Source organism: Streptomyces sp. NPDC029151, from assembly GCF_055564315.1.
Genome location: NZ_JBVHWQ010000003.1, coordinates 759349 through 777295, shown reverse-complemented (window position 1 = coordinate 777295; position 17947 = coordinate 759349). Strand labels below are relative to the sequence as shown.

18 protein-coding genes are annotated in these 17947 nt (G+C 72.8%); 7 read left to right on the top strand and 11 right to left on the bottom strand.

Going from position 1 to position 17947, the window contains the following annotated elements:
* Nucleotides 1-150 precede the first annotated feature (150 nt).
* The 7 genes from modA to ACZ4VF_RS16480 form a co-directional block, all read right to left on the bottom strand.
* The gene (gene modA, locus ACZ4VF_RS16510) at nt 151-969 is read right to left on the bottom strand and encodes a molybdate ABC transporter substrate-binding protein (protein WP_467926548.1); all 819 of its coding nucleotides are present in this window, start codon (nt 967-969) and stop codon (nt 151-153) included.
* 261 nt (nt 970-1230) lie between these two features.
* On the bottom strand, nt 1231-1626 hold the full coding sequence (locus tag ACZ4VF_RS16505) for a TOBE domain-containing protein (RefSeq protein ID WP_467926547.1): 396 nt from the start codon (nt 1624-1626) through the stop codon (nt 1231-1233).
* Between the two features lie 57 nt (nt 1627-1683).
* Nucleotides 1684-3642, bottom strand: coding sequence for an APC family permease (locus tag ACZ4VF_RS16500; protein WP_467926545.1), 1959 nt, complete (start codon nt 3640-3642; stop codon nt 1684-1686).
* A gap of 238 nt (nt 3643-3880) precedes the next feature.
* Nucleotides 3881-4444, bottom strand: coding sequence for a hypothetical protein (locus ACZ4VF_RS16495; protein WP_467926544.1), 564 nt, complete (start codon nt 4442-4444; stop codon nt 3881-3883).
* A gap of 415 nt (nt 4445-4859) precedes the next feature.
* The gene (locus ACZ4VF_RS16490) at nt 4860-5390 is read right to left on the bottom strand and encodes a universal stress protein (RefSeq protein WP_467926543.1); all 531 of its coding nucleotides are present in this window, start codon (nt 5388-5390) and stop codon (nt 4860-4862) included.
* Nucleotides 5391-5698: 308 nt separating this feature from the next.
* Complete coding sequence (locus tag ACZ4VF_RS16485; protein ID WP_189307276.1) at nt 5699-5905, bottom strand: DUF5999 family protein; 207 nt, start codon at nt 5903-5905, stop codon at nt 5699-5701.
* A 333-nt stretch (nt 5906-6238) separates the two neighbouring features.
* On the bottom strand, nt 6239-6838 hold the full coding sequence (locus ACZ4VF_RS16480) for a hypothetical protein (RefSeq protein ID WP_467926541.1): 600 nt from the start codon (nt 6836-6838) through the stop codon (nt 6239-6241).
* A gap of 570 nt (nt 6839-7408) precedes the next feature.
* Between ACZ4VF_RS16480 and ACZ4VF_RS16475 the strand changes: the two genes are divergently transcribed.
* Both ACZ4VF_RS16475 and ACZ4VF_RS16470 read left to right on the top strand, forming a co-directional pair.
* A complete protein-coding gene (locus ACZ4VF_RS16475) occupies nt 7409-8926 on the top strand; it encodes a glutamate-cysteine ligase family protein (RefSeq protein ID WP_467926540.1) in 1518 nt (505 codons plus the stop codon).
* 728 nt (nt 8927-9654) lie between these two features.
* The gene (locus ACZ4VF_RS16470; RefSeq protein WP_467926590.1) at nt 9655-10452 is read left to right on the top strand and encodes a CPBP family intramembrane glutamic endopeptidase; all 798 of its coding nucleotides are present in this window, start codon (nt 9655-9657) and stop codon (nt 10450-10452) included.
* A 7-nt stretch (nt 10453-10459) separates the two neighbouring features.
* Here the strand turns inward: ACZ4VF_RS16470 and ACZ4VF_RS16465 are convergent, their stop codons facing one another.
* Both ACZ4VF_RS16465 and ACZ4VF_RS16460 read right to left on the bottom strand, forming a co-directional pair.
* Nucleotides 10460-11272, bottom strand: a complete 813-nt coding sequence (locus ACZ4VF_RS16465) for a PhzF family phenazine biosynthesis protein (protein WP_467926539.1) — start codon at nt 11270-11272, stop codon at nt 10460-10462.
* 83 nt (nt 11273-11355) lie between these two features.
* On the bottom strand, nt 11356-11796 hold the full coding sequence (locus ACZ4VF_RS16460) for a hypothetical protein (RefSeq protein ID WP_467926537.1): 441 nt from the start codon (nt 11794-11796) through the stop codon (nt 11356-11358).
* A 91-nt stretch (nt 11797-11887) separates the two neighbouring features.
* Here ACZ4VF_RS16460 and ACZ4VF_RS16455 point away from each other — a divergent pair, with 91 nt between their 5' ends.
* Nucleotides 11888-12253 carry a MerR family transcriptional regulator gene (locus tag ACZ4VF_RS16455; protein ID WP_467926536.1) on the top strand — a complete coding sequence of 122 codons (366 nt, stop codon included), beginning with the start codon at nt 11888-11890 and terminating at the stop codon, nt 12251-12253.
* A gap of 88 nt (nt 12254-12341) precedes the next feature.
* On the opposite strand, the gene ACZ4VF_RS16450 is transcribed toward ACZ4VF_RS16455, so the two are convergent.
* A complete protein-coding gene (locus ACZ4VF_RS16450; RefSeq protein WP_467926535.1) occupies nt 12342-13427 on the bottom strand; it encodes a protein kinase family protein in 1086 nt (361 codons plus the stop codon).
* Between the two features lie 207 nt (nt 13428-13634).
* Between ACZ4VF_RS16450 and ACZ4VF_RS16445 the strand changes: the two genes are divergently transcribed.
* On the top strand, nt 13635-14270 hold the full coding sequence (locus ACZ4VF_RS16445) for a PadR family transcriptional regulator (RefSeq protein WP_467926534.1): 636 nt from the start codon (nt 13635-13637) through the stop codon (nt 14268-14270).
* A gap of 86 nt (nt 14271-14356) precedes the next feature.
* Here the strand turns inward: ACZ4VF_RS16445 and ACZ4VF_RS16440 are convergent, their stop codons facing one another.
* Nucleotides 14357-14785 carry a type II toxin-antitoxin system Rv0910 family toxin gene (locus ACZ4VF_RS16440; protein WP_467926532.1) on the bottom strand — a complete coding sequence of 143 codons (429 nt, stop codon included), beginning with the start codon at nt 14783-14785 and terminating at the stop codon, nt 14357-14359.
* Between the two features lie 245 nt (nt 14786-15030).
* Here ACZ4VF_RS16440 and ACZ4VF_RS16435 point away from each other — a divergent pair, with 245 nt between their 5' ends.
* From ACZ4VF_RS16435 to ACZ4VF_RS16425, 3 genes are all read left to right on the top strand, one after another.
* Entirely contained in the window at nt 15031-15612 is a 582-nt protein-coding gene (locus ACZ4VF_RS16435; protein ID WP_467926531.1) for a Clp protease N-terminal domain-containing protein, read from the top strand.
* A gap of 86 nt (nt 15613-15698) precedes the next feature.
* Nucleotides 15699-16703: an EamA family transporter gene (locus tag ACZ4VF_RS16430; RefSeq protein WP_467926530.1), complete on the top strand. Its 1005-nt coding sequence runs from the start codon at nt 15699-15701 to the stop codon at nt 16701-16703.
* 192 nt (nt 16704-16895) lie between these two features.
* Nucleotides 16896-17947: DMT family transporter (locus tag ACZ4VF_RS16425; protein ID WP_467926528.1), on the top strand; the 1052-nt coding region annotated here is incomplete at its 3' end.

Sequence of the window (17947 nt, the reverse complement as noted above, 5' to 3'; positions counted from 1 at the left end):
TCTCCCCCTTCCCCCTTACTCCTCCCCCCTCCCCACTCCCTCCCCCCCCCCCCCCCCCCCCCCCCCCCCCCCCCCTCCCCCCCCCCCCCCTTCCCCCCCCCCCTTCCCCACCCCCCCCCCCCCCCCCCCCGCCGGGCTCGTCGAGTGGGGTCACGGCTTGAGGAACCCGGCCTCGCTGAGCACCTTCTGGCCCTTGGCGGAACGCACGAGGGCGATGAACGCCTTGGCGGTCGCGGCGTTCGGCGCGTCCTTCAGCAGCGCGATCGGGTAGTCGTTGACCGCGTCGGCGGATTCGGGGAACTCCACGCCCTCCACCTTGCCACCGGCGGCCTTCACATCGGTCTTGTAGACGACCGCGGCGTCCGCCTCCTTCAGCCGCACCTTGTTCAGCGCCGCCTTGACGTCCTGCTCGTAGGAGACCGGGGTCAGCTTCAGCCCGGCGGCGTCCAGGGCCTTCTGCGCCGCGGCGCCACAGGGCACGCTCCTGTCGCACAGGACGACCTTCAGGCCGGACTTGGTGAGGTCCTTCAGGGAGGCCACCTTGTCGGGGTTGCCCGGCAGGGTGGCGATCTCCGGCTGGTTGCGGACGAAGGTGGCCGGGGTGCCGGTCGCGTCGCCCTTGTCCGTCACGATCTTCATCGTCTTGGGGCTGGCGGCGGCGAAGACGTCCGCGGGGGCACCGCCGGTGATGCTGGCGGCGAGGGTGTCGCTGCCGCCGAAGTTGAAGCTGACCTTGGTGCCGGGGTGCTCGTTCTCGAACTCCTTGCCCAGGGTCGTGAAGCTCTCCTTCAGGGAGGCGGCCGCGAACACGGTGACCGTCCCGGACAGCTCGGGAGAGGCGGACGCGTCCGACGGGCCGGACTCCTTCGCGTCCGACGAGGAGGAGCAGGCGCTGAGGGCCATCAGGGCGGCGGCTCCCGCACCGGCCAGCTTCAGCATCGGCCGGGTCCGGTGCACGGAACGGGTCATCACGGATCTACTCCTCGGGTTCTGTCGGACAACTGTCGCGCCCTTGGGACGGCCGGGTGCCGGCCGTGCCGCGATGATACTGCCGCATCTGCCAGGTGGAAGTCTCCTGTTGCTTCGCATGAGCCGGGGATCGATGGCGAACGGCTCGCATGTGCGTTTGTACGGTCCCTGTCTCCCGGTGGCACGCCGGACGCCGCTGTGCCGGTGCGCGGCAAGCGGTCGGGGTGGGGGAGGCGAGGGAGCAGCGGTGAGCGCTTCGGGTCAGGTGCGGTCGATGTGGACGTTCGTGGACTTCACGCGGGCGGTGGCCTCCATGCCGATCTCCAGGCCCAGTTCCTCCACCGCCTCCCGGGTCAGCAGCGACACGAGCCGGTGCGGACCCGCCTGGATCTCCACCTGGGCGGCGACGTCGCCGAGCTTGATCGCGGTGACGATGCCGGGGAAGGCGTTGCGGACCGAGGTGTGCGAGGCCTCCTCCTCGGCGCCGCCCGCCTTGGCCAGTTCCACCGAGAAAGCGGCGAGGTCCCTGCCGTCGATGAGCCGCCGCCCGGACTCGTCGCGGTGGGTGGTCACCCGGCCGGCGTCCGCCCAGCGGCGGGCGGTGTCCGGGCTGACGCCGAGCAGGCGCGCGGCCTGGCCGATGGTGTAGGACTGCATGCCGGTCACGATAGGGCCACCTCCCGGGAACCGTGGGGCTCGGGGGTGTGCTGTGCCTCAGCCCGTGTGGACCCGTGGCCGGCGGTCCCGGTCCGGTTCGGCCTCGCGCAGCACCTCGCGGGTGACCGGGGCGACCTCGCCCTGGCCGAAGAGGAAGAAGCGGAGGAAGTTGGCGAACGGGTTGCCCTCGGTCCACTCGAAGTAGATGTGCGGGGTGCGGCCCGTGACGTCACGCACGTGCAGCAGCAGCGCGGCGAGGGCGTTCGGGATGGAGGCGGACTCCAGCGTCAGCACCCGGTAGCGCTCGTGCAGCACCTCGCCGCGCACCGTCAGGCTCGCCTCGAACTCGGACGGGTCGGTGACCGTGACCTCGACGAAGACGAAGTCCTCCTCCTCCGGCATGTCGTTGTCGGTGCGGATCTGGTCGATCTTGTCGCGGTACTCGGCCTTGTCGCGGTGGCCCGGTTCGTTGGCGATGAACCGCATCTTCCGGCTGGCCATGTCCCGGATGAAACGTTCCGCCATCGGGTCGAGCGACACACTGGTCACGCGCAGCTCGAAGGCGCGGGCCAGCCGGGAGAGCAGCGAGACGAGGATGATGCCCGCGATGAAACAGGCGCCGATCTTCACACCGTCCGGGCGCTCGATGACGTTGACGACGGTGGTGTACAGGAACACCGCCGAGATCACCGCGAAGGCGATGGTCCAGCCGCGCTGCCCCGCCTTGCGCGCGGCGATGGTCACCGCGATGGCGGCGGAGCTGATCAGCACCAGCACACCGGTGGCGTAGGCGCCGCCCTGCTTGTCGACGTTGGCGTCGAAGATCCAGGTCACCAGGAAGGCGATCAGGGTGAAGACGATGACCATCGGGCGGACGGCGCGCGCCCAGTGCGGGGCCATGCCGTAGCGGGGCAGGTAGCGCGGCATCAGGTTGAGCAGGCCGGCCATGGCGGAGGCGCCCGCGAACCAGAGAATGGCGATGGTCGAGACGTCGTACACCGTGCCGAAGGCGTTGCCGAGGTACTCGTGGGCGAGGTAGGCGAGTGCGCGGCCGTTGGCGTCGCCGCCCGTCCTGAACTCCTTCTCCGGGATCAGCAGTGTGGTGATGAAGCTGGTCGTGATCAGGAAGCAGCTCATGACGAGCGCCGCGGTGGTCAGGAGCTTCTTGGTGTCGCGGATACGGCCCCTGGGGTGCTCCTCGGTGTCGTCCGGGTCGCCCTGGACGTGCGGCATCACGGCGACACCGGTCTCGAAGCCGGACAGGCCGAGGGCGAGTTTCGGGAAGACGATGAGCGCCACGCCGATCATCACGAAGACGTTCCCGTGTTCCGTGGTCAGCGCGCTGCTCCAGTCGGCGATCACGTGTCCGGCGGTGACGACGTGCCACAGGCCGGTGACCACGACGACGACGTTGAGGGCGAGGTACACGCCGACCAGGGCGACCGCCACTCCGACGGCCTCCAGGAAGCCCTTGAGGAAGACCGCGCCGAGCAGCGCCACGAGGAACAGCGTGATCAGCATCTGCTTGCCCTGCAGGGCCTCGGTCAGATGCGGGTTCTCCACCAGGTGGGTGGAGGCGTCGGCGGCGGAGAGCGTGATGGTGATCAGGAAGTCGGTCGCCGCGAAGCCCAGCAGGGTGAGCACGAAGAGCTTGCCCTGCCAGAACGACAGCAGGCGCTCCAGCATCGCGATCGAGCCCTCGCCGCGTGGGCTCTCGTCGGCCACCCGGCGGTAGACCGGCAGGGCGCCGGCGAGGGTGACGACGACCAGCACGATGGTCGCGATCGGCGAGAGCAGGCCGGCCGCCAGGGCCGCGATGCCGGGCTGGTAGCCGAGGGTGGAGAAGTAGTCGACACCGGTCAGGCACATCACCCGCCACCAGCGCTGGCCCTGGTGCGGGGGTTCCGGCTCGGCGTGCGGTCCGGTGTGGCCACCGCCCTTGCCCATATCGGACAGTCCCTCCAGCATCCAGGCGCGCAGGCGGCTGGTACTGGGAGGGCGCTCGGTCGTGACCATCGGCGTGCTCCAGAGATGCGGCTCAGGGGGTTGTCGGCCATCACGCGGACGGCGGCACCAGCGTATGCAGAGCGTGATGCTCGGGCCCGCGGTTCAGGGCTCGGAAGGCGTCAAACTTGCGTTAAGAATGACTCCCGAGTGACGTGGCCGCAGGGAAAGGGGAGGCCGGAGCGGTGGGCCGGGGTCCGGCCGGGCGCGTCGGTCCACGCGGGGCCGGCCGGGCGGCGGCCACCGAGCGTCACTCCAGGCCGGACGCCCGGAACACACCGAGGGCGGTCTCGCGGTCCACGCGGCGGGCCAGGCGGTGCAGTGCGTCCGTGCCGCAGCGAAGGGTGCCGGCCGCCTCGGAGACGCGGGCGCCCTCGGCGAGGCGGTACCACAGCTCCGGGTTGCGGATCAGGACCTCCGGGTCGATCTCCACCCGGTTGCCGAGGGTGTCGCGCAGCACCAGGCGCTGGGTGACACCGTCCAGCGGGCGCACCGAGGCCAGCAGGTCGGTACGGACCCGGCCGGTGCGCGGCAGCGGAGGACGCCGGGTGGCCAGCCAGCCGGGGCCGGCCGACACACGGACCGGGAACAGGACGAGGAGCAGCAGTACCGCCAGCAGGAGCCACAGGCCCCCGCGCCACCAGGTCAGCCCGCCGGCCGTCCAGTCGACGCACAGCAGCAGGCCCAGCAGGGCACCGGCGCAGCGGACCGAACGGCGCACGTCCTCGGCCCAGTCGCGGTCGTACACCACGGTCCCGGCGCCGGTCGGGTTCGAGCCGGCCGTCTGGGGGCGGGTGTCGTCGCGGTACTCCATAAGAGAAACGGTAGTCCGCCGACAGTCGTTCGCGCGCTGCCTTGACGGCGCCCTGACGGGCGGGCGGCGGTTCCTGACGGGATGGAAACACCGTTGCCGCAGAGACGCCCGCCGCAGAGCGACCTCGCCGCCAGAGACGCCCGCCGCAGAGGGCCCCGCCAGACAGCGCCCTCGCCGCAGAGCGCCCTGTCCACAGAGACGCCCCGCCACAGAGACGCCCCGCCACAGAGACGCCCCGCCACAGAGCACCCCGGCCACAGAGCGCCCTCGCCCCACAGTGTCCCCGCCCACCACACCGCACCCTCGTCACCAGACGCCCCGTCACGCACCTCCCCGTCCGGTGTCCTCCGGGTCACCGGTGTCGGCCGGGTCATCGGCGTCGGCCGTCGCCGGAGCGGCCGCGCACGCGTCCCCGTCACAACCCCCGCGTGTCGATCCGCAGGTGCCAGGCGTTGCGTCGGTGGACGGACAGCAGGTCGGACTCCAGGGGGGACGGCGGGACCGCCAGGACCGGGCAGTGGGCGTGGGCCAGGCAGTGGCGGGCGACCCGGCCGGAGAAGGCTCGCTGCAGACCGCGTCGGCCCGCTCCCACGACCAGGACGTCGTCGTCCCGGTTCGCCGTGGCCACCAGGGCCCGGCCCGGGGCCCCGCGGACGACGAGCGCGTGCGTCGGCACGCCCGGGCCCTCCGCGCCGAAGACCTCGTCGAGCACCGAGGCCAGCCGCTGCTTGGCCAGTCGCTGCCACTCCGCGACCAGCAGACCGGGGGCGGGGCCGCGCCGGGCGGCGGGGTCGCCGCCCGGGGGTTCCCAGGCCAGCACCGGCCAGAGTTCGGCTCCCAGCCGGCGGGCCAGCGCGGCGGCCCGGCGCAGGGCCGTGGCGCTGTTGAGGGAGCCGCTCACCCCGACCACCACCCGCGCGACCGCCGAGGCGTCGTTACCGGACATGACTCCACCGTTCCGGCCGGGCAGTGGCGGGGTGCGGCTCCCGCAGGCGTGCCCGGCTGCAAGGTCCTCGCTCCTTCCTCCCATCCCACTCCCGTACCGGCGATCCGACCAGCCGGACGGCCCGCGCCCCTCGCCGGCCACGCCCCCGCCACCGACGTCCGGCGACGCGAGGATCCTCGGCGGCGGGTTCGACACGCGGGAAGCACCGCGCCGGCGGCCCGCCGGCGCGCGCGGTCACGTCCGGACACGCGTCGGGGCCGGTGCGCACCGGGTGCGTGCGGCCGGCCCCTCAGGTCACTGTGCCGTGGTCAGGCGGCGGTCATCACCTGACCCGCACCCAGCGGGCGGTGCGGGGCGATGACGCGGCCGTCCGGCAGCAGCTCACCGGTGTCCTCGAAGAGCAGGACGCCGTTGCACAGCAGGCTCCACCCCTGTTCCGGGTGGTGCGCCACGAGGCGGGCGGACTCCCGGTCGGCGGATTCGGCTGTCGGGCACGGTGGCTGGTGCTGGCACATGGGCGGGATCTTTCGCTCTGACGTGATCATGTCCGTCCCCCGTGGATGAAGAGTCGGTCGGGACCCAGTGTTGTCCTCTGGGCGTGATTCCGCAGGGATTTCGCGGCACCGCTTCTCACAGGTTCAGGACGCGTCACCCGCCCGGACGGTTCAGCCCAACTGCACTGTCCCTTCGGGTGGTTCTCGATGGCCGGATGGGACTAGTCCCGGTGGTCCCGGCCGTGGAGACGCGGAAGTGCGCAGACGTGGAGGTGGCGAGGCGTGGAGGTGGAGAGGCGTAGAGCACACGCGTACCCCGCTTCCCTTCCGGGCAGCGGGGTACGCGAGCGGGGATCAGGCGGGTGAGCCGAGGACCGGCGAGCCGAGCAGCGGGAGAGGAGTCGCACGATGGGTCAGCACCGGGAGCAACTCGGCGACGCGGAACGGGCGGTGCGCCGAGATGCCGGGCGGTGCCGGCGCCAGCGGAACGAGCAGGTCGGTGGCGGCCGGATGGCCCTCGGATCCGTCGCCGGAGCAGTCGCCGTGCAGCCAGAGCGTGAGCATGTACAGACCGGGTACGGACAGCAGGCGCGCCTGATACGGCTGTTGCAGCGTCTCCGCCTGCTGCAGGGCGCGCTCGGTGGAGGCGACGTAGGGGCCCTCGAAGAAGTGCGAGAAGGCCCAGCCGTCGGGGGTGAGCATGGTCTCGGCCGCGGCCACCGCGCGGTCGCCGCACCGGATCAGGAAGCGCCAGCCGGTCAGCCTCGTCGCGGACAGGCCTTGCGCGGTGATCCGGTCCAGGACGTGGACGGGCAGCGGGAGTTCGGGTGTCGCGGGACCCTGCGCGGCGCGCAGGGAGGGAGTACGGGCCTCACGGACCGCGGTCGGGGAACCGAGGGCGGTGAGGACGGAGCGCAGGGCAGGCGCGGGGGCAGCGGGCACGTGCAGGGGCATGTGGGTCGCCTCTCAGTCGACAGGCGCGGCGGCGCGAGGAGGGTGGGGCGGACGGCGCTGTCTGCTCACGGAAGGCCGGAGAGGTGGGGGCCCGGGTTGGTGTGAAAGAGAGTGCGGCTCGGTCTGTCGCCCGTCAACCGTGACGACAGGAACACCGCGGAAACCAGCACCGAGGGCGCCAACCTTGTGCCTTGTGGACGAAGTTTATACGACGCGTGTTCGGCCGGTGTTTCAGCTATCGGATTCCGGTCGGTCGGGCAAGGTGTAATTACGCCGTCGATTTGCGGAAATCATCCCGATTTCCGGGGCGGCCCCCCGCCGCTGACCTCGGCCTACGCACCGGTAACGGTCGGCCGAATGTCGTCGGCGTTTTTCACGAGGCAACGGGGGCACCCGGTGGAGGCCCTGCGGCATGCCTCGTGAATGTGCCGCCGGGAACATTCAGAAAGAGTAGCGGGCGAGGAGCCCGCGCGGGACGTTATCGATCGCTTCCGCTGGGCATCATCCCTCCTGACCCGGGAGCCCCGGCGGCCGTATCGTCGGCCCGCCCGTCCGAGGAGGGACAGTTCGATGGGGGAGAAGGTCGTGGCAGGACAGTTCGACCTGTCCGATCGCCAGCGATACCGCGAAAAGCTCCAGAAGTGCCTGACGGGACTTGAGCGGTTGCTGCGCGAGAAGCGATTCGATCGCCCGAAGAACCTCATGGGCGTCGAGATCGAGCTGAATCTCGCGGGCTCCGACGGCATGCCGAGAATGTTGAACGGGCAGGTACTGGAGCGCATCGCGAGTCGCGATTTCCAAACAGAACTCGCCATGTTCAACCTGGAAGTCAACATAGCCCCACACCGATTGGGCGGCCGGGTATTCGACCGGCTCGCCGAGGAACTGCGCACCTCGCTCGCCTACGCCGACCGGAAGGCCGCGGAGGTGGACGCGGGCATCGTGATGATCGGTATTCTGCCCACCCTCGACCGGGACGACCTGGTCTCCTCCAACCTCTCCGCGGTCGACCGCTACACCCTCCTCAACGACCAGATCGTCGCCGCGCGCGGAGAGGACTTCCGGCTCGACATCGACGGCGTGGAACACCTCGTCTGCACCTCGAAGTCGATCGTGCCCGAGGCCGCCTGCACCTCCGTGCAACTGCACCTCCAGGTCACCCCCGGGCGCTTCGCCGACGTGTGGAACGCGGCCCAGGCGGCCAGCGCCGCGCAGATCGCCGTGGGTGCCAACTCGCCGTTCCTCTTCGGGCACGAGCTGTGGCGCGAGTCCCGTCCCCCGCTGTTCCTGCAGTCCACAGACACCCGGCCGCCCGAACTCCAGGCGCAGGGCGTACGGCCGCGCACCTGGTTCGGCGAGCGGTGGATCTCCTCCGCGTACGACCTGTTCGAGGAGAACCTGCGCTACTTCCCGGCCCTGCTGCCGCTGTGCGACGACGAGGATCCCCTGGAGGTCATCGAGGCCGGCGGGGTGCCGAAGCTCGCCGAGCTCGTCCTGCACAACGGCACGATCTACCGGTGGAACAGGCCGGTGTACGGCATCGCGGACGGCGTCCCGCACCTGCGGGTGGAGAACCGGGTGCTGCCGGCCGGGCCGACCATCACCGACGTGATCGCCAACTCGGCCTTCTACTACGGCCTCGTCCGCGCCCTCGCCGAGGAGTCCCGGCCGGTGTGGACACGACTGCCGTTCGCCGCGGCGGAGGCGAACTTCGACGCGGCCTGCCGGTACGGCATCGACGCCCGCTTCGTCTGGCCACGGCGGGGGCGCTACGGCGGCACGGGCGAGGTCGACGCGGTCACGCTGGTCCGCGACGAGCTCCTGCCGCTCGCGGCGGCCGGGCTGGACGCGTGGGGAGTGGAGGCCGCCGACCGCGACCTGTACCTGGGAGTGATCGAGGAACGCTGCCGGCGCCGGGTCAACGGGGCGTCCTGGCAGGCGGCCACCTTCCACCGGGCACTGGAAGGGGGGCTGTCCCGGGAGGCGGCCCTCGCGGCGACGACGCGGCGGTACGCCGAGCTGATGCACGGAGGGGAACCGGTGCACACGTGGCCGGTGGGACTGCCGGAGCCGGCACCGCTGGGGTGAGGGTGCCGGGGTCGCCCGGGGTGAGGGGAGGCCGTAGTCGCCCGGGTGAGGGGGCCGGGCCCCCGGACCGCCGCACCGCTCCTGCGCCGTAACGGCGCTCAGCTCCTACGGCACGGACCGGCGGGTGTCCCGTACGGCGCTCAGCCCGCTGTCGGGCCGTCGGTTCCCCCTCAGCCAGCGACGGCTTTCCCTCAGCCCAGCGGCACGGGCGGGCAGCGGTCGGCGGGGTGGTGGACATCGGCGGGTACCAGGCGGGGTCGCCAGGGCTGAGGCGCCGGGTGCCGGTGGGGATGCCGCAGTCGCTCGGGTGTGGGGGCCGGGCCCCCACACCGCGGCACCCGCTCCTCCGCCGCCCCGCACGGGGCGGACCGGCGACGCTTCCGGTACGGCGCTCAGCCGGCGGTCGGGCCGTCGGCTCCCTCCCCTTAGCCCAGTGACGGCTCCCCTTCAGCCCGTCGTCGGTTCCCCCTCAGCCCAGTGACGGCTTCCCCTCAGCCCGCCGTCGGTTCCCCCTCAGCCCAGCGGCACGGGTGGGCAGCGGTCGGCGGGGTGGTGGACATCGGTGGGTACCCGGTGGGGCCCCGTCAGGGGTGAGGCGCCGGGTGTCGGTGGGTGCCGGGAGATGTGGCGCCGGGGTTTCCGGGCCGGCGCGCGCTCCCCGCGGTTCCTTCTGCGATCCTTGCCACGCGAAGGTGGGCCACGGGCCCGTGAGGTCGCTGGAGGCAGGGGTGCAGGTGGAGGCTGGGTCGGTGGCTGAGTCCTCGGTGGGGGAGCGAGGGCGGCGGGTCCTGCGGGACGAGACGCTGCTCGTGCTGGGGCTCTCGCTCGGGGCGAGCGGGGTGTCCGCGCTGATCAGCTTCATCGGCTCGGTCACGAAGCCGGGCGGCCTCAAGGACCAGGCGGCCACCCTCAACGCCTCGGCCGCGCCCGGCCGCCCCTGGCTGGACCTGGCCTGGCAGCTCTTCGGCATCGCCACCGCGCTGATCCCCGTGGCACTCGTCGCCCACCTGCTGCTGCGCGAGGGCACCAGCCTGCGCGCCCTCGGCTTCGACCGCACCCGGCCCTGGCCCGACCTGGCCCGCGGCGCCGGCGTCGCGGCCGTGATCGGCAGCACCGGGATCGCCTTCTACCTCGCCGCGCGCGGCCTCGGCTTCAACCTCACCGTCGTCCCCGAGGCACTGCCGGACGTCTGGTGGAAGTACCCGGTGCTGATCCTCTCCGCGCTGCAGAACGCGATCCTCGAAGAGGTGATCGTCGTCGGCTATCTGCTGCGCCGGCTCGGCCAGTCGGGCTGGGCCCCGGGGACCGCGCTGCTCGCCAGCGCGGTCCTGCGCGGCTCGTACCACCTCTACCAGGGCATCGGCGGCTTCCTCGGCAACATGGTCATGGGCGTGGTCTTCGTCCTCCTCTACCGCCGCTGGGGCCGGGTCGGCCCGCTGGTCGTCGCGCACTCCCTGCTCGACATCGGCGCCTTCGTCGGCTACGCCCTCCTCGCCGGCAAGGTGGGCTGGCTGCCGACCGCCTAGGCGGGCGTCAGGCGCGCAGCTCGCCCTCGATGACCGTCACCGCGCGGCCGGTGAGCAGGGTGCGCTCGCCCCGCAGACCGGTGCGGACCAGCCCGGTACGGCGGGAGGCCTGGAGCCCGGTGAGGTCGTCGCGGCCGAGCCGGGGCGACCAGTGCGGTGCGAGCGCGGTGTGGGCGCTGCCGGTCACCGGGTCCTCGTCGATGCCGACGTTCGGGAAGAAGCAGCGGGAGACGTAGTCGTAGCCGCGGGCCGGGTCGTCGGCGCGGGCGGTGGCGATGACGCCCCGGGAGGAGTAGGCGCCCAGGGCGCGGTGGTCGGGGGAGAGGCCGAGCACCGTCCTCTCGTCGGCCAGCTCCACCAGCAGGTCGCCGACGTTCGGGCCGGTGTCGAAGACGGCGACCGGCTCCGCGCCCAGCGCCTCGGCGACCCCGGCCGGAACGTCGACCGGGGTGAGCGGGGCGGTCGGGAAGTCGAGGGTGACCGAGCCGTCCGGGGCGGGCGTGGCGGTCAGCACGCCGCTGCGGGTGGCGAACCGCACCGGGCCCTCGTGCACGCCGGCGGTGTGCAGGACGTGGGCCGTCGCGAGGGTGGCGTGCCCGCACATCGCGACCTCGGTGACGGGCGTGAACCAGCGCAGCGCCCAGTCCGCCTCGCCCCCCTCGGGCAGCCGGTGGGCGAACGCCGTCTCGGCGTGGTTGACCTCCATGGCGACGTTCTGGAGCCAGTCGTCGTCCGGGAAGACGTCGTCCAGGAGCAGGACTCCGGCCGGGTTGCCGGCGAAGGGGCGGTCGGTGAAGGCGTCCACGATTCGCATGCGCATGACGCCGACGCTAGCGGTCGCGGCGGCCACCGGACCAAGGCCAATCCGCGAGTGCCGGACTGATTCCCGGGTGCCGGACCGGTTCACGAGTGCCGGACGGCGGACTCCCGGCCGGCCGCGGTGGCGCGGGCCCGCAGCCACGGGGCGAGTTGGACGATGCCGAACGACACCTCCACGACCAGGAAGGGCCACAGCACCCGCGGTCCGCCGTGGGCCAGCGCGTAGGCCTGCCACAGGGAGAACAGCACGCGGGCGGTGCCGTCGAGGAGGCCGTGCAGCGGCAGCGGCCGTGCGACCCGCAGGACGGACCAGACCACGACGACCGAGCCCATGAGGTTGGCGTACAGGGTCTGCATCGGGGTGAGCGCCGGCATGGTGCCGAGGCCGGCCGCGTCACCCGTGGTCGACAGCAGGTGGTGGACCAGCGCGTAGGTCCAGGGGGTCGCAAAGCCGGCGGTGACGATCAGGTCGTACCAGCCGCTGGTCCGGACGACACGCAGATAGGCAGGGGTGGCGGGGTGCATCGGGCCTCCTGGGAAGGGCTCGCTCGGGCACCGCTCACGCTAGACAGCGGAGTACGCTCCAAGGTCAAGTCGACCGAGCCGCGGGGGAGTCATGCGCATCGGAGAACTGGCGGCGCGTACCGGGGTGTCCAAGGACACGCTGCGCTTCTACGAGAAGATCGGCCTGATCGAGGGCGACCGGCTGCCCAACGGCTACCGCGACTTCCCGCCGGAGACGGTGGTGTGGCTGCAGTACGTGCGCACCGCGCAGACGCTCGGGTTCACCCTTGCCGAGATCGCCCGGCACGGAGCGGAGCTGCGGGACGCGCCGGACAGTGCCGAGGCCCTGTCCGCCCTGTTCCGGGACAAGATCCGCGTCGTCGACGAGCGCATGGCCGCACTGACGGTGCTCCGCGCCGACCTCACCGCCCGCGCCGGCACCGGCTGTCCCCTGCGACCGGCGGACCGGACCGGCTGAGCCCTGGCGGATCCGGCGGCTGGTGCTCCGCGAGCGCCGCGCCGGCTGTCCCGCCGCCGGTCCGGGAAGCCGCGGTCGCACGCGGGTCCTACGGCGCCGCCGTCGGACCAAGCGGTCCGGCCTGCCGTCCGATCCGGCGGATCGCCTCCAGCGGGTAGGGGGTCTCCCGGTCCTCCTCCTGGAGCCTGCGGAAGAAGTCCCACATCACCGCGGCGAGCGGCGCGTGGCGGCTGATGATCGCCGCGGCCGCCTCCGGGACCCCCGTGGGACGCTCGCCCTCGGCACACGCCCGCACCAGCGCGAGGCGCTCGTCCCACCCGTACCCGTCGTACAGGGCGGTGACCAGCCAGTGCACCAGGTACGAGGCCGTGTAGCGGTGGTCGTGGCCCCGGTGCCGGTCGTGGAAGACGGCCTCGTCCCGGGACAGGTCGAAGCGGTTGGAGAGCGCGAGGCCGTAGTCCGCGAAGTACAGGCGGCGGCCGTCGGTCAGGATGTTCCCGAAGTGGGCGTCGAAGTGCAGCAGCCCCCGGGAACTCAGGAACGAGGTGCCGGCTCGCAACGCGTCGTCGACCATGGCGCAGGCCCGCCCGGCCACCTCGTCACCGGCCCCGATCCGCACACCCAGCCAGTCGTGCAGATTCTGCGGGATGTACTCCAGGAACAGCATGAGCCGCGCCGTGGACTGCCGGAGAGCCTCGATCCGGCGGCGCACCCCCGGTCCCCCTCCCCAGTAGGCGACGACGCGTTCGACATCGGCCATTTCCCCGGGGAGGGGCAGGCCGGGCCCCGGTACCACCCGCCAGTGGTACATCAGCGGGAAACCCTCGTGGTCTCCCGCGATCACCCAGTTCGTCGTCATGGTCTGCGCGGCCAGCTCCCGCCAGGCTCCGAACCCCGGGCTGCCGATCGTGCCGACGCCGTACTGGCAGAAGGAGGGCACTTCGAAGAGATTCGCCGTGGAGTGGACGTGCTCCGGCCGTCGCTCCAGGTCGGTCAGGGGTATCTGCTTGACAAAGACCGGGGTCCCGTCGACGTCCAGCAGCACGGTGGTCCCGCCGACGCCCGAACCCACCGGGGTGGCCGCGTCCACGCGTTCGCGCAGCCCGCGATCACTGCACAGGGCCAGCGACGTGGAGACGGCACCGTAGGCCGCCAGACGAGCACCGCGGGACATGTCAGGGATCTTCACCTCACCTGTACCTCCCCATCCGCGGCCACCTGTCGTGCGGCTCCGTGACGACCGGCCCGAGATCACCCTCACAGGAGGACCCGCCCCCGCACAAGGGGCTTGTCAGGCGATCAGTTCCGATATATCGTTGAGGCATCGCGAACGATACGCGATGTAGATGCGACAGATCAGCGATGGAATGGAGTGATCGCGATGCGTACCCACGGATTCGAGCGTGGACATCGGCACGAGGGACCCGGCCGGCGAGGCATGGGCGGCTTCGGCGGTTTCGAGGGGCGGCGGGCCGCCTTCGGCCCCTTCGGGCCGGGTGGCCCGGGGTTCGGCCCCGGCGGGCCCGGATTCGGTCCGGGAGCCTGGGGGCCGCGCGGGCGAGGAGGCCCGCGCGGGCGGGCGCGGCGAGGTGATGTGCGCGCCTCGATCCTGGCCCTGCTCAAGGACCGGCCCATGCACGGCTACGAGATGATCCAGGAGATCGCCGAACGCAGCGGCGGCGCCTGGAAGCCCAGCCCGGGCTCGGTCTACCCCACCCTCCAGCTGCTGGAGGACGAGGGGCTGATCGCCAGCGAGAGCGAGGGCGGCAAGAAGCTGTTCTCGCTGACCGAGAGCGGGCGGGCCGCCGTCGAGGAGGTGGCGGACGCCCCCTGGGAGGAGGCCTCGCGCGGGGTCGACTGGGAGGCCCTCGGCGAGATCCGCCAGGCGGGCTTCGGTCTGATGGAGGCCTTCGGCCAGGTGTGGAAGACCGGCAGCAAGGAACAGCGCGAGAAGGCGCTGGCCGTCGTCAACGACGCCCGCAAGAAGCTGTACCTCATCCTCGCCGACGAGCGCTGAGCCCGTAGGCGGGTGCCGTCGCCCCGGCGACGGCCCGGGCGCCCCGCGCGCGTGGACGCGCGCGGGGCGCCTTCGCGTGTCCGGACTCAGGTCACCAGGCCGTCCAGCTTGCGCAGTGACTCGTGCAGGGCGGCCGTCGCCGAGTCCTTGAGCCTGCCCGCCATCAGCGACACCGCGGCGCCGGTGAACTCGCCGTCGATCCGGACCGTCGTCGCCTCCCCGTCCGGCGTCAGGGTGTACCGGGTGGCGACGGTCACCGCCATCGGGCCCTTGCCGCGGATGGCGAACAGCCGGGCCGGCTCCAGCTCCTCGATGGTCCAGTCGACCTCCGCCGGGAAGCCCATCAGCTTCATGTTCTCCTGGAACGTCCCGCCCACCGCGAGCGTCTGCGGACCACCCCGGGGGAAACCGGTGTGCGTCGCGTTCCACGCCCCGTACGACGGCCAGTCGGTGAGCTGGGCCCACACCTTCTCAGCCGGCGCCTGGATGCGTGCCTCCGCGCTGACTTCGGCCATGCGACCACCCCTTCGGATCGGGCGTACCGGGCTGCGGTGTCGCGGAACGTAGCGGCGGGGACGCGAACATTCAATACTGATGAAGCGTCAGAAACGCCCTGCGGGGGAGGCCGTTCCCGCGCGGGACCGGTCAGATCTCCTCCGTAAGGATGAGATCCGGGCCGGTGATGTCCACTCGGCGTGGGACGCGAAAATGGTTCCCCTCGTGGATGCCTCGTCCCGTCGCGGCTGATGAGGTAGGGGATGTGCAACCCCGTACAGCCCCCCGGACCGCCCAGGACGGAGCGGTTCCGCACCCGGACGGCGCTGCCGGACTCTACGCCGAGCTGACAGCGGTGATCACCGGTGCCCGCCGCCGGGCCGTGCGGGACGGGGACCGGCACACCGACACCGCCCATCTCCTCCACGCCCTGCTGGAACACGACCCCGAGGTCCGCGCCGCCGTCGGCGGACCGCAACGGCTCGCCCGCCTCCTCGGCTACCTCGTACAGCGCAGCATCGGCTACGGCCTGCGCTGGCAGGCCGGTGTGGAGGACGCCGGCACGCTGCCCCTCGTACCCGCGCCGGCCGCTCCCGCCGACTCCGCGGGCGGGGGCGGAGACGGCTGGTCCCCCGCCGCGGCCGCCGCGCTCGCGGACGCGGCGGCCCGCGCCCGGCACCGGGGAGCACCCGGGGTCGGCGGCACCGACCTGCTCGCGGCCCTCGCCGCGGACCCGCGGTCCCGGGCCGTGGAGGTACTCGAACGGGCCGGCATCCCCGCGCGCGAGCTGTCGGCGCGGATCGGGGCGGGAGCCGACGGGTACGCCGACGACGGCGCGGCCTGCTGACCGGCCGTACCGTCCGTACATCAGGCGGTCCACCAGCTGAGACAGGTGTCATCAGGGATGACGCTCCTGTCGACGCCTGTCATCATGTGCCGGTGCATACGTCTGTGAGCAGTCACCACAGCCCCGGCAAGGGTGCCGGGCTCGGTCTCGCGATCGTGTCGGCGCTGGCCTTCGGCGGTTCGGGAGTGGCCGCCAAGCCGTTGATCGAGGCGGGCCTCGAACCGCTGCACGTGGTGTGGCTGCGGGTGGCGGGCGCCGCCCTGGTGATGCTGCCCCTGGCGGTACGGCACCGTTCCCTGCCGCGCCGCCGGCCCGCGTTGCTGGCCGGGTTCGGACTGCTCGCCGTCGCCGGTGTCCAGGCCTGCTACTTCGCCGCGCTGTCCCGCATACCGGTCGGCGTGGCCCTGCTCGTCGAGTACCTGGCCCCCGCCCTGGTGCTGGGCTGGGTGCGGTTCGTGCAGCGGCGGCCCGTCACCCGTGCCGCCGCGCTCGGCGTGGTCCTCGCGGCGGGCGGCCTCGCCTGTGTGGTCGAGGTCTGGTCCGGGCTGGGCTTCGACGCGCTGGGCCTGGTCTTCGCCCTCGGCGCCGCCTGCTGCCAGGTCGGCTACTTCGTCCTGTCCGACCAGGGCAGCGACGCGGGTGACGCGGCGCCGGACCCGCTCGGGGTCATCGCCTACGGACTGCTCGTCGGCGCCGCCGTGCTGACGGTCGTGGCCCGGCCCTGGACCATGGACTGGTCGGTGCTCGCGGGCTCCGCGGACCTGGGCGGCACCGCCGTACCGGCCGTCGCCCTGCTCGCCTGGATCGTCCTCGTCGCCACCGTGATCGCGTACGTCACCGGAGTGCTGTCCGTGCGCCGGCTGTCGCCGCAGGTCGCCGGTGTCGTCGCCTGCCTGGAGGCGGTCATCGCGACCGTGCTGGCCTGGGTGCTGCTCGGTGAGCACCTGAGCGCGCCGCAGGTCGCCGGTGGCGCGGTCGTGCTGGTCGGCGCGTTCATCGCCCAGTCCTCCACCCCGGCCAAGGGCTCCCCCGGACCCGTCGCCTCGGGCGGCGCGGAAAGGGAGTTGTCCGCCCGGGGCACCGCCGCCTAGAGTCCGGTCCATGCCGCAGCACGCACGCGTCCTTCCGCCCCCGGCCGCCTGAGGCGGGCCTCCGGGTCATCGCCCGGCGCGCACGCGCCGGGCTGGACGGTGCTGCCCGCAGAAGAAGTCCGTGCGCCCCGCCGAGGCGGGGACGCCCCCGAACTTCCGCACGTACGCGTGCGCTTCTGCGGAGAGATTCCCTTGTCTTCTGCGTCTGCTTCCTCTGCTTCGTCTGCTTCCTCTGCCTCGTCGCAGCCCGCGTCCGGCCTGCCCGTCGGGCGTGGCCTGCTGTACCTGATCGTCACCGGTGCCGCCTGGGGCACCGCGGGCGCTGCGGCCTCGCTGATCTACCGAACCAGTGACCTGGGCGCCTTCGCCCTCTCCTTCTGGCGCTGCGCGCTGGGGCTGGCCCTCCTGGCGGCCGGCCGGCTGCTGCGCCCCCGCGTCCGCCGTACGGCCATGGCGACGGCCACGGCCCCGGCCGGGTCCAGGCGCCGCGGGATCGAGCGGGCCCTGGCGACCGGGCTCGGTCTCGCCGTGTTCCAGACCGCGTACTTCGCGGCCGTCGCGTCGACCGGGCTGGCCGTGGCCACCGTCGTGACCCTCGGCGCGGGGCCCGTGCTCATCGCGCTCGGGGCCCGGCTGCTGCTCGGCGAGCGGCTCGGCGCGGGCGGCGTCACGGCGGTCGCCGGCGCGCTCGCGGGGCTGGCCGTGCTCACCCTCGGCGGCTCGGCCGCGACCGTCCGTCCGGCGGGCGTGCTGCAGGCTCTGGCCTCGGCGGCGGGCTACGCCGTCATGACCCTGCTCACCCGCCGGTGGGGGAGGAGCGGCGGTACGGACTCCGGGGGCACCACGGTGGGGGCCTTCGCGGTGACCACCCTGTGCCTGCTGCCGTTCGCGGTGCACGAGGGGCTGCTTCCGCACACGGCCCACCCGGTCCGGCTGCTGTGGCTGCTGCTCTACATCGCCGCCGTGCCGACAGCCCTCGCGTACGCCCTCTACTTCGCGGGAGCCGCCGCCGTCCGGTCCGCCACCGTCTCGGTGATCATGCTGCTGGAGCCGGTGACGGCGGCCGTGCTCGCCGTCGTCCTGCTCGGCGAACGGCTCACACCGGCCACGGTGGCCGGCACCCTGCTGCTGCTCGGAGCCGTCGCGGGGGGGGGGGGGGGGGGGGGGGGGGGAGGGGGGGGGGGGGGGGGGGGGGGGGGGGGGGGGGGGGGGGGGGGGGGGGTGTGGGGGGGCGGGGGGGCGGG

Coding starts and splice junctions, on each gene's coding strand:
- ACZ4VF_RS16495 (WP_467926544.1), bottom strand. CDS start 4,444: ATGGAGTACCGCGACGACACCCGCCCCCAGACGGCCGGCTCGAACCCG.
- ACZ4VF_RS16455 (WP_467926536.1), top strand. CDS start 11,888: ATGCGCATCGGAGAACTGGCGGCGCGTACCGGGGTGTCCAAGGACACG.
- ACZ4VF_RS16480 (WP_467926541.1), bottom strand. CDS start 6,838: ATGCCCCTGCACGTGCCCGCTGCCCCCGCGCCTGCCCTGCGCTCCGTC.
- ACZ4VF_RS16445 (WP_467926534.1), top strand. CDS start 13,635: ATGCGTACCCACGGATTCGAGCGTGGACATCGGCACGAGGGACCCGGC.
- ACZ4VF_RS16450 (WP_467926535.1), bottom strand. CDS start 13,427: ATGTCCCGCGGTGCTCGTCTGGCGGCCTACGGTGCCGTCTCCACGTCG.
- modA (WP_467926548.1), bottom strand. CDS start 969: ATGACCCGTTCCGTGCACCGGACCCGGCCGATGCTGAAGCTGGCCGGT.
- ACZ4VF_RS16465 (WP_467926539.1), bottom strand. CDS start 11,272: ATGCGCATGCGAATCGTGGACGCCTTCACCGACCGCCCCTTCGCCGGC.
- ACZ4VF_RS16490 (WP_467926543.1), bottom strand. CDS start 5,390: ATGTCCGGTAACGACGCCTCGGCGGTCGCGCGGGTGGTGGTCGGGGTG.
- ACZ4VF_RS16475 (WP_467926540.1), top strand. CDS start 7,409: ATGGGGGAGAAGGTCGTGGCAGGACAGTTCGACCTGTCCGATCGCCAG.
- ACZ4VF_RS16485 (WP_189307276.1), bottom strand. CDS start 5,905: ATGTGCCAGCACCAGCCACCGTGCCCGACAGCCGAATCCGCCGACCGG.
- ACZ4VF_RS16440 (WP_467926532.1), bottom strand. CDS start 14,785: ATGGCCGAAGTCAGCGCGGAGGCACGCATCCAGGCGCCGGCTGAGAAG.
- ACZ4VF_RS16460 (WP_467926537.1), bottom strand. CDS start 11,796: ATGCACCCCGCCACCCCTGCCTATCTGCGTGTCGTCCGGACCAGCGGC.
- ACZ4VF_RS16505 (WP_467926547.1), bottom strand. CDS start 1,626: ATGCAGTCCTACACCATCGGCCAGGCCGCGCGCCTGCTCGGCGTCAGC.
- ACZ4VF_RS16500 (WP_467926545.1), bottom strand. CDS start 3,642: ATGGTCACGACCGAGCGCCCTCCCAGTACCAGCCGCCTGCGCGCCTGG.